Source organism: Bacillus sp. KICET-1, assembly GCF_027721405.1.
GTDB classification, from domain to species: domain Bacteria; phylum Bacillota; class Bacilli; order Bacillales; family Bacillaceae; genus Bacillus; species Bacillus velezensis.
Map to the genome: position 1 here is coordinate 1,145,820 of NZ_CP113515.1, position 12,773 is coordinate 1,158,592.

11 protein-coding genes and 3 pseudogenes are annotated in these 12,773 nt (G+C 40.8%); 8 read left to right on the forward strand and 6 right to left on the reverse strand.

Translation table 11 applies throughout. The features are described 5' to 3' along the window. The first annotated feature begins 101 nt into the window (after nucleotides 1-101). Together OVA33_RS05850 and OVA33_RS05855 are read left to right on the forward strand one after the other, a co-directional pair. A complete protein-coding gene (locus OVA33_RS05850; protein ID WP_007407732.1) occupies nucleotides 102-734 on the forward strand; it encodes a GTP pyrophosphokinase YwaC in 633 nt (210 codons plus the stop codon). 259 nt (nucleotides 735-993) lie between these two features. Beyond that, complete coding sequence (locus OVA33_RS05855; protein WP_063636531.1) at nucleotides 994-1,854, forward strand: glycosyltransferase family 8 protein; 861 nt, start codon at nucleotides 994-996, stop codon at nucleotides 1,852-1,854. 57 nt (nucleotides 1,855-1,911) lie between these two features. On the opposite strand, the pseudogene OVA33_RS05860 reads toward OVA33_RS05855, so the two are convergent. Beyond that, nucleotides 1,912-3,656, reverse strand: a pseudogene (locus OVA33_RS05860) (S8 family serine peptidase). Between the two features lie 161 nt (nucleotides 3,657-3,817). Here OVA33_RS05860 and celB point away from each other — a divergent pair. Then, nucleotides 3,818-5,152 carry a PTS cellobiose transporter subunit IIC gene (gene celB / locus OVA33_RS05865; protein WP_007407728.1) on the forward strand — a complete coding sequence of 445 codons (1,335 nt, stop codon included), beginning with the start codon at nucleotides 3,818-3,820 and terminating at the stop codon, nucleotides 5,150-5,152. Nucleotides 5,153-5,181: 29 nt separating this feature from the next. Here the strand turns inward: celB and OVA33_RS05870 are convergent, their stop codons facing one another. Then, nucleotides 5,182-5,565, reverse strand: a complete 384-nt coding sequence (locus tag OVA33_RS05870) for a glyoxalase GlxA (protein ID WP_017418633.1) — start codon at nucleotides 5,563-5,565, stop codon at nucleotides 5,182-5,184. 94 nt (nucleotides 5,566-5,659) lie between these two features. On the opposite strand from OVA33_RS05870, the gene OVA33_RS05875 reads away from it, so the two are divergent. Continuing rightward, on the forward strand, nucleotides 5,660-6,847 hold the full coding sequence (locus OVA33_RS05875; RefSeq protein ID WP_061581635.1) for a class I SAM-dependent rRNA methyltransferase: 1,188 nt from the start codon (nucleotides 5,660-5,662) through the stop codon (nucleotides 6,845-6,847). An 89-nt stretch (nucleotides 6,848-6,936) separates the two neighbouring features. On the opposite strand, the gene OVA33_RS05880 is transcribed toward OVA33_RS05875, so the two are convergent. From OVA33_RS05880 to OVA33_RS05895, 4 genes and pseudogenes are all read right to left on the reverse strand, one after another. Continuing rightward, on the reverse strand, nucleotides 6,937-7,839 hold the full coding sequence (locus OVA33_RS05880; protein WP_128974144.1) for a DUF2268 domain-containing putative Zn-dependent protease: 903 nt from the start codon (nucleotides 7,837-7,839) through the stop codon (nucleotides 6,937-6,939). After that, a pseudogene (locus tag OVA33_RS05885) lies at nucleotides 7,826-8,591 on the reverse strand (MerR family transcriptional regulator). Before OVA33_RS05885 ends, OVA33_RS05880 begins: the two are co-directional and overlap by 14 nt. A 155-nt stretch (nucleotides 8,592-8,746) precedes the next feature. After that, a complete protein-coding gene (locus OVA33_RS05890; RefSeq protein WP_003150901.1) occupies nucleotides 8,747-8,941 on the reverse strand; it encodes a YwbE family protein in 195 nt (64 codons plus the stop codon). Between the two features lie 128 nt (nucleotides 8,942-9,069). Beyond that, nucleotides 9,070-9,261 (reverse strand): annotated as a pseudogene (locus OVA33_RS05895) (LrgB family protein); the annotation flags it as partial. Between the two features lie 135 nt (nucleotides 9,262-9,396). Between OVA33_RS05895 and OVA33_RS05900 the strand changes: the two are divergent. The 4 genes from OVA33_RS05900 to OVA33_RS05915 all read left to right on the forward strand — a co-directional run bounded on the left by OVA33_RS05900 (nucleotide 9,397) and on the right by OVA33_RS05915 (nucleotide 12,723). Beyond that, entirely contained in the window at nucleotides 9,397-9,831 is a 435-nt protein-coding gene (locus OVA33_RS05900) for a hypothetical protein (protein WP_025650423.1), read from the forward strand. 61 nt (nucleotides 9,832-9,892) lie between these two features. Then, a complete protein-coding gene (locus OVA33_RS05905; RefSeq protein WP_017418638.1) occupies nucleotides 9,893-10,690 on the forward strand; it encodes an ABC transporter permease in 798 nt (265 codons plus the stop codon). Nucleotides 10,691-11,514: 824 nt separating this feature from the next. Next, nucleotides 11,515-12,069 carry an ABC transporter permease gene (locus OVA33_RS05910; RefSeq protein WP_223254685.1) on the forward strand — a complete coding sequence of 185 codons (555 nt, stop codon included), beginning with the start codon at nucleotides 11,515-11,517 and terminating at the stop codon, nucleotides 12,067-12,069. A gap of 12 nt (nucleotides 12,070-12,081) precedes the next feature. Next, entirely contained in the window at nucleotides 12,082-12,723 is a 642-nt protein-coding gene (locus OVA33_RS05915; RefSeq protein WP_017418641.1) for an ATP-binding cassette domain-containing protein, read from the forward strand. Nucleotides 12,724-12,773: the final 50 nt, after the last annotated feature.

The following is a 12,773-nucleotide window of genomic DNA, read 5'->3' on the forward strand; positions in this document are numbered from 1 at the left end:
TTTGCTTTTTTTTTATGACATAATCTTCACGATATTGTAAAGAACCTGACCGCGGACTGACCCGTCTCATATATGGACAGCAAAGCAAGGAGATGAAAAAAATGGACTTGTCAACAGCCCATATGGATGATTTAAAAACGGTCATGGAAGATTGGAAAAATGAATTATTAGTTTATAAATTCGCTTTAGATGAGCTGGATACGAAGTTTTCTATCATCAGCCAGGAATATAATCTGATTCACGGGCATAACCCGATCGAGCATACAAAATCACGCGTGAAAAGTTTTGAAAGCATCGTCAATAAACTGATGCGAAAAGGCTGCGATGTGACGACGCAGGAAATGAAAGAGCATATTCATGATATCGCGGGTGTCAGGATTATCTGTTCCTTTATTTCCGATATTTATAATGTCGCTGAGGTTTTGAAGCAGCATAAGGATCTGAAGATCGTAAAGGTGAAGGATTATATCAAACATCCGAAGCCGAACGGCTACCGCAGCCTGCATTTGATTATTGAAATTCCCGTTTATTTGACGAATCGTGTGGAATATGTGAAGGCGGAAATTCAAATCCGCACCATCGCCATGGATTTTTGGGCGAGTCTTGAACATAAAATTTATTACAAATTAAATAACGAAGTCCCAAAGCATCTGACCGACGAGCTGAAGGAAGCAGCGGACATCGCCCATTATTTAGACGAAAAGATGCTTGGGATTAAGAAAGAAGTCGATTAAACGATTGACGCATCACAAACAGCCGGACCGCTTTTATGTGCAGTCCGGCTGGTTGTTTTTATGTTTAGGTGTTTTCGCTTTCCCGCGCGATGTATTCTGACGATGATTCAGGCTGAAATCCTGATTGAATTTGAATAGAGAATGCAATAGATATCAAATCGCAAACAGCACATTCCCTCAGAAAAAATGTGTAAGATCGAGGTTTACTTTTTAAAAAAAGGGAAAGACATTTGTACAACAAAAAGGGAGATGAATATCAGTGGGAAAGAATGAAACAATGCATATCGTATCATGTGCCGATGATCATTATGCTCGTCATTTGGGTGGGATGTTCGCTTCTTTATTGATGAATATGGATAAAACAAGGGATGCGAAATTATATGTGATCGACGGCGGAATTACTTCCGAAAACAAGGACAAGCTTGAACAGACCGCGATGTCATTCGGGACGCCGCTTGAATTTTTAGAAGTAGACGCTGATCAATACAAGCATGCAGTCGAAAGCAGCCACATTACAAAAGCGGCTTATTACCGCATTTCCATCCCTGATTTAATTAAGGATGAGTCCGTAAAGCGGATGATTTACATTGATTGCGATGCAATTGTGATGGAAGATATTTCGGTTTTATGGGACTTGGATATTTCCCCGGCAATAGTTGCGGCGGTAGAAGACGCCGGACAGCATGAAAGACTGAAAAAAATGAATATCAGCGACACTGCCAAGTATTTTAATTCCGGCATTATGATTATAGATTTCGAACCTTGGAGAAAACAAAATATTTCCAAAAAGGTGATTGATTTTATCAACGAAAACAGCTCGGAGGATTTTCTCGTGTTCCATGATCAGGACGCGCTTAACGCGATCTTATATGATCAATGGCATGAACTGCATCCGCGGTGGAACGCGCAGACGCATATTATCATGAATGAGAAAACGCCTCCTGAACTGATCGACCGTATACGTTACAGAGAAACACGTGCCGAACCGGCCATCGTCCATTTCTGCGGCAGCGACAAGCCTTGGAATACAGGCACCTCGCACCCGTATCGTGATCATTATTTCCGATATATGTCCTTTACGAAATGGAACACGATTGACCGCCCGGCCATGAACCAATAGGCAGGTGTGATGAAAACGCTTGTGAAGCCGCTATCCGGCTCTCAAGCGTTTTTTTTATTATTTCACCCGAATCGCACGCACGCGTTTTTGCAGACTGGTCTTTTCGGCAGACGGCTTCAACCGGCTGACTGCCGTTTGCGCCGCTGATTTTGCTTTTTTCGTCTTGGTTTTTTCAGCCGCTTTTACTTTGTCTCTAGCCTGCTGCCGGTTGAGTTTATCTTTTATCCGGTCAAGCCGTTTTTCCAGAGCGGTTTTTTCTTTTCCCAGCTGGATTTCGCTGACGGCTTTTTGGGCTTTTGCGGTGCTGGCCTCAGAGGTCTTTTTTTCCGCCTGCTTGACGCTGGCCTCAGCTGTTTTCAAAAGGCTTGAGTTGACAGCGTTCAGCCGTTTTTGCAGCCCTTTTTTCTCTGAACCGGCCGGTAATTTGCGAATGGCGCTTTGTGCGGCATTGACGGCGGTTTTTTTCTTTTGTTTTTCGGCAGTCCGGACCTTGTCTCTTGCGTCCGTCACATTTCTTGCCGTCTGGACTTTATTGATCCGCGCCTCGAGAGCGGTTTTTCCCTTTGACTTGGACAGCTTGCTGACTGCCGTTTTTGCTTGATTGATATCTGCCTGTTTTTTCGTCTTTTCCGCTTTTATTACGGCCCGTTCGGCGAAACTCTTTTGCTTTACGGGATATTGTACTAGGCCGTACCCGAATCGGCTGTCACGTCCGGGAGCGCCCAGATCTTTGATGTTTTGCTGCATCTGCTGCCGGAGCTGTGTATTTGTTTCCTCGGGATATTTCTGCCTGAGCAGCGCGAACATGCCGGTGACGTGGGGCGCGGCTTGAGATGTGCCGTCAGCCGTGGCGTACATTTGATTTAGATACGTGCTCGTAATATTGGTGCCGGGTGCGGCAAATTCAATTTGTTTTCCGGTCGTGGAAAAAGCCGCGAGCCCGTTTTTTTCAGTTGACGCTGAGACTGCCGTTACGCTGCTGTAGGCACCCGGATAATTGACGGGTTTTTTGTTGCCGTCGTTTCCTGCGGCTGCTACGATCACGATTCCTTTTTTGTATGCTTTGTCTACGGCGTCGTGAAGAATTTTGCTGTCTGCGTTAGTTCCGAGGCTCATATTGATGATGTCCATTTTGTTGGCGATCGACCAGTCGATCGCTTTAAGAAGGCTTTTAAGATCGCCTGCACCCTTTCTGTCTAATGCCTTAACCGCATATAACCGGACATCCGGCGCGATGCCGTCAATGCCGTATCCGTCATGTTTGGCCGCAATGATTCCGGCGACATGCGTCCCGTGTCCGTTGTCATCTTTGTATGAGAAGTATAGCTGACTGCGGAATAGCCTCCGGCAATGGAAAGGTCATCATGAGGGTAAATGCCGCTGTCAATGACAGCCACTTTCACCTTTTTTCCCGTCAAGCCTTCTTTCCACGCCTGCTTGACCTGAGTCGGTTCTATATCCCATTGCGGCAGCGCGTAACTGCTGCTTTGGGCCGCTGATAACGGGCGGATATCAGAACCGCCTGCTGCCTGAAAGGATACATTGTCTTCTACATATAAGATGTCAGGGTCCTGTTTCAGGTCTTTCACCGTTTGTGAATCGGCTGACACGGCGACTGCCGGGAGATGCTGATAGGTCTGTTCCACATCCGCTCCGCTGTCTATGGCGGATTCCTTGCCGTTTTGATTTTTGTACACCACGATAACGTCCCGGTCGTGCGTCTCGGCGTGCGCGGGCGCCGCGGCGGAGAACAGGCTGACGCACAAGGCCGCGGCCATTATCGGTTTCAGGATGTGATACATTGCAATTCCCCCTTTTTCTTTATATATCGGCAGTGCGGAATTCTTTTTTTCCTGAGGGATAAGGAAAATTTCTGTATGCAAATGTAAGCGTTTCCAAAATATGATGGAGAAAATGCTTTAAGACATCTGCGCAATGAACTCAAAAAGGGGGTTTTTGATAAATGAGTACGTTCAATCGGGTCATGGAAGAAAAAATCATGCCTGTCGCCGGAAAAGTCGCCGGCCAAAGGCACTTAAGAGCTTTGCGGGACGGCATTATTTTGACTATGCCGCTTATCATCATCGGATCGGTTTTTCTGATTCTGACGAGTCTTCCGATTCCCGGTTATGCCGATTTTATGGCTGGTCTTTTCGGTGAAAATTGGGTTGAAAAGCTCGGGTATCCCGTGAATGCGTCCTTTGACATTATGGCGCTTGTCGCCGCCTTTGGGATTGCTTACCGGCTTGCGGAAAGCTATGAGGTGGATGCCCTGTCGTCGGGAGCCATTGCCCTTGCCGCCTTTTTATTGGCGACGCCGTATCAGATTCCGTTTATTCCTGACGGCTCGGCAACAGAGATTATGGTGGGAGGCGGCATTCCGATTTCGCTGCTCGGAAGCAAAGGTCTGTTTGTCGCGATGATCATTGCAATGCTGTCAACGGAAGTGTACCGGTTTATCATACAAAGAAATATCGTTATTAAGATGCCTGACGGAGTGCCGCCTGCGGTCAGCAAATCGTTCGTTGCGCTCATCCCCGGTTTCATTATTATTACGCTTGTATGGCTGGCCCGTCTGTTTATTGAAATAACTCCTTTTAAAAGCCTCCACAATGTCGTAGGCGATCTGCTGGGCACCCCGCTGTCTATTTTGGGCGGGAGTCTCGGCGGAAGTCTTATCGCCGAATTCGTGCAAATGCTGCTTTGGTCGTGCGGCATACACGGCGCGTCCATTATCGGCGGCGTCATGTCGCCGATCTGGTACGGGGCGATGGATGCCAACCGTTTGGCTTTTCAGGCGGGAGAAGCGCTGCCGAGCATTTTTACGACACAGTTCTTTCAAATATGGATTAATGTCGGCGGAAGCGGAGCGACGCTTGCCCTTGTGCTGACCATGCTTGTGCGCTCCAGAAGCAAACAGATGAAACAGCTCGGCCGTCTCGGCATCGGGCCCGCGATTTTTAACATTAACGAACCGATTATTTTCGGGATGCCGCTCGTCATGAATCCGCTGTTAATCGTGCCCTTTATCATTGCGCCGCTCTTGACCATTACGGCGACGTACATCGGGATGAGCACGGGGATGGTGGCAAAACCGGCGGGAATCGCCGTGCCGTGGACGATGCCGCCGCTGATTTCCGGTTATTTGGCGACGGGCGGGAAAATCTCCGGTTCGGTCATGCAGCTGATCAATCTCCTGATTACATTTATCATCTATTATCCGTTTTTCCGAATTTGGGATCTTCAAAAATGGAGAGAGGAACGGGCGGCGGAACAAAACGTCACTGAAGAAACATAAAAAAAAACGGGCGCCTTCGCCCGTTTTTTTTAACGCTGGAAAAATTCGATCCATTCGCCGTCAGGTCCTTCAATGTAAAAGTAGCGATATCCGTTCGGAAGCGTCGTGATTTCCTCATCGATAAATACGGCGCCCTGACGCTTCGCATGCGTGAACTCCACCGCGATATCTTCAGTCAATAAAGCGACATGGTGAACTTTTCCTTCTGCGGGAAGCTCGCTGCTGTAGCCCTGGATCAGCTCAATTTCCGTCTCCGGCCCTTCTTGAAAGCCGAGAAAGGCAAGTTCAATAATGCCGTTCGTATGAGTGATACGATCCTTTAACGTCATACCGAGAACGTCTTGGTAAAAGGCGATGGATGTTTCAATATCTTTGACCATAATGCCTGTATGGTCGATTCTTTTGGCTGTCATGATTTTCCCCCTGTTTTGAATTTTTCGGGACAATGCGGTGTTGATCATGTTTTATGGTACGATAAGAGAAAGCAAAACGAAAGAGGAATGCACAATGAAGCTACTTACAGTGAAAGATACATTTGCCGGAAAGCTGAAAAAAGGATTCCCCCTGATTGAAAAAGACGCTCTGTCCGGAAGCTCGGCTCATTTAACAGAGGGCGATCTTTTTGATGTGACATCCGAGAAGGGTGAGTTTATCGGAAAAGGCTATTACGGTTTGCAGAATAAAGGAGTCGGCTGGGTGCTGTCCCGCGCGAGAGATGAACGGATCGACGGACGTTTCTTTCTGGACAAGCTGAAAAAAGCGGCTGAAGCAAGAGCCCATCTGTTTAAGGCGCCCGATACGACGGCGTTCCGGCTTTTCAACGGTGAGGGCGACGGCATCGGCGGCGTCACGATTGACTTTTATGACGGTTATCTGCTGATTCAATGGTACAGTAAAGGCATTTACGCTTATAAGGACAGCATGATTGAGGCGATTGACGGACTGGAGCTTTCTTATAAAGCGATCTATGAAAAGAAACGATTCGATACGGCCGGGCAATACGTGGAAGACGACGATTTTGTCAAAGGCGAAAGAGGAGATTTTCCGGTCATTGTTCAAGAAAACGGCATACAGTACGCGGTGGATTTAAACGATGGGGCGATGACGGGCATTTTCTTAGACCAGCGTCATGTGCGCAAAGCGATTCGGGATAAGTATGCAAACGGCAGACGGGTGCTGAATACGTTCTCTTATACGGGGGCATTTTCCATCGCGGCGGCGCTTGGCGGAGCTGAGAAAACGACCAGCGTCGATGTCGCCAACCGCAGTCTCGCAAAAACGATTGAACAGTTCAGCGCCAACGGAATTGATTATGAGGCGCATGACATTAAGGTCATGGATGTTTTCAAATACTTCGGCTATGCGGCGAAAAAAGGGCTGGAGTTTGACCTCATCATCCTTGATCCGCCTTCTTTCGCCCGCACAAAAAAACGGACGTTCAGCGCGGCGAAAGATTATAAAAACCTGCTGAAGGAAACGATCGCCATCACTGCAAAAAACGGCATCATCATCGCTTCGACAAACAGCAGCGCCTTCAATATGAAGAAATTTAAAGGCTTTATAGAGACCGCCTTTAAAGAAACAAATGAGCGTTACGACATTTTGGAAGAATATACGCTTCCGGAAGATTTCAAAACGATTCCCGCGTTTAAAGAAGGGAATTATTTGAAGGTTGTTTTCTTGCGGAAAAAATAGGATGATCATTTATAGCGTGGAAAGAGGGGAAAAGAAAACCCTCTTCCATCGCTTTAATACGGGATAAAATAATCTTCATATCTTACTGTTTAAAGAAACAACCCGCTATTACTTAGTATCTCATCTGTGCCAAGTAAAGTGGCCTCACTAATGCCCACATTGTTGGTTTTCATGAAGGATTGCACCGCTTGGTAGCCAACCGCATAACCTGCAAACGGTGATAAGCCGACAGGCTGATAACCTTGTTCGGCTGCAAAGGTGTCACCAAACATGTAACTGCTGACCTCAGCAAACCCTTTCACATTTAATGAGTCTTTGATAATTTCTTTTGAGTATTCTAAGTCTTCTTTTTCAAAAGAAGTAACCCAGGGACCTAACAGAGCTTCTCCGTAAAGTTCTTTGGCAAACGATTCTGCCAACCCCTCTATCATTAAGTAATCACCAACCGTTACGTTCCCATAATCCCAATTGAAATACGAAAAACGAATATTATGATGAAATTCATGTGCGATTACAGCAGGCAGTCTCGGTATGTTATAAGAATTGGGGAATATTGAAACTTGAATAAATCCCGGAATTCCTCCGAATCCACAATACCCTCTATGTAACTCAAGCTTTTTTGGATTGGCCAGATACATCCCAAACCTTATTTCATCAGCATTTATTTTTAAGCGGTTTTGTTGGATAAATTCTACACAATGAGTTAAAGTGCCATATGCAATTTGAAGAGCTTGAATTTCTTTTAGATTCTCTAATGCTTTTCTTCCGGTTTCCGTATCAAATATGCTCAGATAGCCCAGCATATTTGTAGCCATGATTACATCATATCCGTTAGGTTGCTTTGCCTTTAAGGGAACATTCATCTTTTTCCACATATCTTCAAAAGGTTTCATCATTGAATACCGATAATAATCTTCTCTATTTTCAATCATTGAAAATAACGTTTCGTATTGCCCAATTGTATCCTCGATAATGATTTTAATGGGTACCACCCTTTTTTTGATGATCTATATAAATTGTAATGGCATCACTCATGAGCTTCGCCAACCCTTCACCATACTGATCGATGTTCTTAGTGAAGCGTTTATCTTCAATATAGAGTTGACCTAATCCGTAAAAGGCATCAAAAGAATATTCACCAAAATTTTCATTGAGAAAATCAAACCACTCTTTGATAGCTGTTTGTACGTCTGGGGACTTGGGAGATTGGTTAATAAGGAGTGCAAATTTATTGAACATTGCAGTCCACTTATCAGATAAATCTTTTTGCTCACCATCAGTCATGTTTTTCAATCTTATATTTACCTCATCGACGGGTTGATCGCCCCACCGTTTGCGAGCTTCTTGTTCATAAAGATTATGCTTAAAGTGAATACCTTCAAACCTCTCTTTGTTTGTCATGGAGATTTCTCCCTTGATATGTTTGATTGATTTATCTATCTATGGTTTCAATCATCTTGTCTACTCTATTTCGTTTCTCAATCAACATTTTCTTTTGTAATAGTAATGCCTCCCTTCGGTTAAATGAAGGACTATTAATGATTTCTTTAATCTCTTTTAAGGAAAAATCGAGCTCCTTGAAAAATAATATCTGTTGCAGCTGTTCAAGATTCTCTTCAGAATAAAGCCGATAACCGGAATCGGTCGTTTCCTGAGGAGTCAATAATCCGATTTGATCGTAATGATGGAGAGTCTGTATGCTTACTCCAATCAGTTCAGCTACTTCTTTTACTTTCATACCCATCACGTTTGCCGCCTCCTTAATGGCTACTCTAAAGTATTACGCAGCGTAAGAGTCAATAGTTGGATAAAGATTTTTTGTATATAAAGGGAGAACATATGAGGATTTCATTGCTGAAATTAAAGAAAAAAAGCCGGGCGTGAAGCTCCGGCTTTTTTCTATTCAATAATGTGCTGCACCCGGCCGATTCGTCCGTCTTCAAGGCGGACCTTAATGCCGCGCGGGTGGAAGCTTGAGTTCGTCAAAATATCTTTCACGATTCCTCTTGTCAGCTTTCCTGAACGCTGATCGGCTTTCAGGACGATATCGACTTCAAGTCCTTTTCTGATGCTGCTTCGCTGCTGGCCGTTCATATGACACATCCGTTCTTCAGTCTTTTCACTTCATATCTTATCATATCGTGTTTTCGTCTTTTTATGAAGGACAGACAAATCCATCTGAGTGGCAAATAAAAAAAGACCGCTCTGTAAGGAGCAGTCTTTTATGACATAAACGAAAGCAAAATCGGGGCCGCGCACAGCGTCATAATTGCGGCGAGAATCATGGACACGCTTGAGATCGTTCCTGATACGGAGCTGAGCTCAAATGCTTTAGATGTTCCCGCTCCGTGCGCGCTAGTTCCGAGCAGCACGCCCCGGGCAATTTCGTTATCAATGCGGAAATAGCGGATGACCCGGTCCGATGATCCTAGAGTAAACACCTCTTTATATAGAAAAAAGAAATAAGTCTGATAAAAATAGAAAAAAACTTGATTAAATACATTTTTTTTGTATACAATCCTTATATATCAAAAAAAGGAGGATCAATAGTGAAATTCAAAAAAGTACTTACATATTCTTTCGGAACGATTGTTCTTTTGTCAGGTTTAGTTACAACTAATGCTTTGGCAAAAGGAGACACAAAAGATACAGGTTATTATCTCGAGATGCCAAAAGGATTTGGTGCCAATAACTATACAGGGTCTAGAACTAAATACAATGATTCCTCAGTATATCAAAAAAACTCATGGATAGGTAGAGACAGAAAAATAAATTTGTGGATAGTTAATAAAGATAAAAAGGATGTATCAGGCGGTCGTTACGTAGTTGTTAGTAGTGGTCAACATAAGAATATACCAAATGTTGCAATTGAGAAGAATCATGGTAAAGCACTCGGTGTAAGAATTGCTGGAGAGGTACAAGGCCCTCCAAATGCAGTAGTTATTGCAGCAAAAGGAGTTTGGAGTCCAGATAGTAGAAGATAGAATTTGATAATAACTAGAAAGAATTTTTTCTTTCTAGTTATTTGAATTGGGAGGGTTTTTTTTGTTTTATCAATTATTGAAAAATAATTTCATAGAAGTTTTAAGCTCGAAAAAATATAAATTTTCTTTATTAATTATGATTCTCCTTTTCGTTATTGATATTTTCATATCAATCTATCAAAAGTTTTCTCTTCCTTATTTTGATAAAGATCATTTGAGTTTTTCGTTGTATTTTTGGTTAGGCACGAACGACTCTGTTATTAGCGGTATCTTAATATTCTTATTTGTTTTAATTTCTTGCTTACCGTACAGTACAAATGTATTAGAAGAAAAGCAAAATGGTTATTTTCAATTTGTTATATCACGTTGTTCATTATTAAAATATTTTAGTTCCAAAGTGATAACAGCCTTTATTAGCGGCGGTTTCTTATTTGTTCTCCCTTTTGTGTTATCATTCATATTGATGTTAATAATGTTCGGAAACAAGTTGCCGTATACTGAATTTGTTGATAATTATGGAATGTTTCATCAGATTGCAGAGTATCATCCTAGTATTTACATGGCAATATATATTTTAATTTTGTTTTACTATGCAGGGTCTTTTGCAATTTTAGGAGTGTTTTTGTCTACTTTCCTAAAGAATAAATATCTTGCATATGTGTCACCGTTTTTGATTATTTTGGTTTTAGAACCTGTTTTCGAAATATTTTACCCACAGTTATCGCCTATATTGTTAATGAGTCCCATTCAAACTATTACAGGTATTTCGATTATATATCTGTTTGCGATACCATCTTTTGTTTTAGCAATTTCATTAGTAGGAACTTATATTGGGTTGAAAAGATATGTTCAACAATAACTTTCTGTATTATTTACTGAAAATAAGTTACAAAAGAATTTTATTAACATTTATAATTTTGCTGTTGTTAAATTCGGCCGTATTTTATAATAATACAATTAATTCAGCAATAGATATTAGTTTTATGAAAATTTTCTTGAACATATTAGGTGGACCTACAAGCTTTATAACAGTATGTGTATTTTTATTGTCTTTGAATAGTTTGCATTTTTCAAATTATGTTATACCACGGTTTAATAAGAGAACTATTTTTTTTAGTTTTATTATTAAGCTTATCCTATTAAGGACTATTTTGTTTTTAGTATTAGCAGTATTAAGCACTTTACTTACAGCGTTACTTTTATCACCTGGTACATTTCTTAAAACTATAATTTATACAAATGGGACTATTGGATTGCAACTAGTATGTTTGTTATTAGGGTGGGTAATGGTTTTATTAATTATTCAGTTAGTTATATTGATATTCGAATTGAAGTTTCCAAGATACGGAATGTTAATTGGTTCGGTTATTGTACTACTAATCCTATTTAATGATATGTATGATTATTTTTCAATCATATTTGTTCAGGCCATATCATCCACGTTTTACGATAAATTATATCTATTATTTATAATTGTTTTTACATCCTTGATTTGCTTGAAACTATCAAAGTCTTTTCAAATACTGAGGAGATAAATAAAAAATGTATTTATATGATGTGAAAAATATCTGGAGACAGAATAAATGGCAATGGATAATTTGGATTTTTGTTATTGCTTTTTTGCTATTTATGATAGTCCATAGTCTCAATATAATTAATATTAATTCTGTTTGGGAGTCGTTGATGGGAAATGAATTATTTTTCATGCCGTTCCCTTATTTCTTTATCTGTGGATTTTACTTGTTGATTAATGGTAATTATTTATATCAACAACGGAGTAAAACAATTTCTATTGTCCTTACTAGAGTATCCTCGAGGAAACAATGGTTATTTGGCAAACTCTTTTTTACTATAGTAATGTGTACTAGTTATTGTCTGTTGTTAATTTTATTAGTACATATAGCTGTTTTTTTAAAACATGGAAATTTTAGATATGACCATTATACAGCTTATACTTTTTTTACAGTTTTTTTAACTTTGTTAATTTGTGGTTTGTTTCAAACCATTTATATTTTGAAAGTAAAACCTATACAAGCTTTTTTTGTAGTGTATGGTCTATTGATACTTCCTGTATGGATTGACGTACCTTTTTTACCTGGTTACTACTCTTTTATTAGCAATACTCTTATAACTCCGCATGAAGTTAATCATAGTGGTTATTTGTTTTTCTTTACTATAATAACAATTTGTTTAATTATGCTTGCAATTAAGCAAATTAGACACAAAAACTTTTTTTAAAGGGAGAACAATATGTCTTTAACAATAAAGTTAGACCATGTCACTAAAACACTTAATTCCAATAAGGTAGTAAATGATGTTTCGCTACAGTTATTTTCAGGAAAGGTTTACGGATTTAAAGGTGTGAACGGTTCGGGGAAATCGATGCTTTTCAGAGTGATTTCTGGGCTACTCGTTCCTGAAAAGGGTGTTATAACTGTGAACCAAAGCATTTTACATAAGGATATATCGTTTCCAGAGAGCATGGGGATAGTTATTGAAAATCCGGAATTTATTCCTCACTTAACGGGCAAACAGAATTTAAAAGTGCTTGCATCAATAAAAAAGAAAGCGACGGACGCAGATATTAATAAAGCATTAGACATAGTTGGTTTGGATAAAAATGATTCAAGAAAGTATAAGAAGTTCTCACTAGGAATGAAGCAACGTCTAGCTATTGGACAAGCTATTATGGAAAATCCGGATTTGCTAATCCTTGATGAGCCAACTAATGCATTGGATGAAGAAACACTTCATAAAATAAAGACTTTTTTGATCGACTATAAAAAAAGAAACAAGTTAATTCTTATTTCAAGTCACGATAAAAACTTTCTTGAATCAATTAGTGATGAAATATTTGAAGTGAAGGATGGAGGTGTAATTGTTTCAATGTAATAGCTATTAAAATTGAGTTTACTAAAAACACCATTTCTTAAGAGAAATGG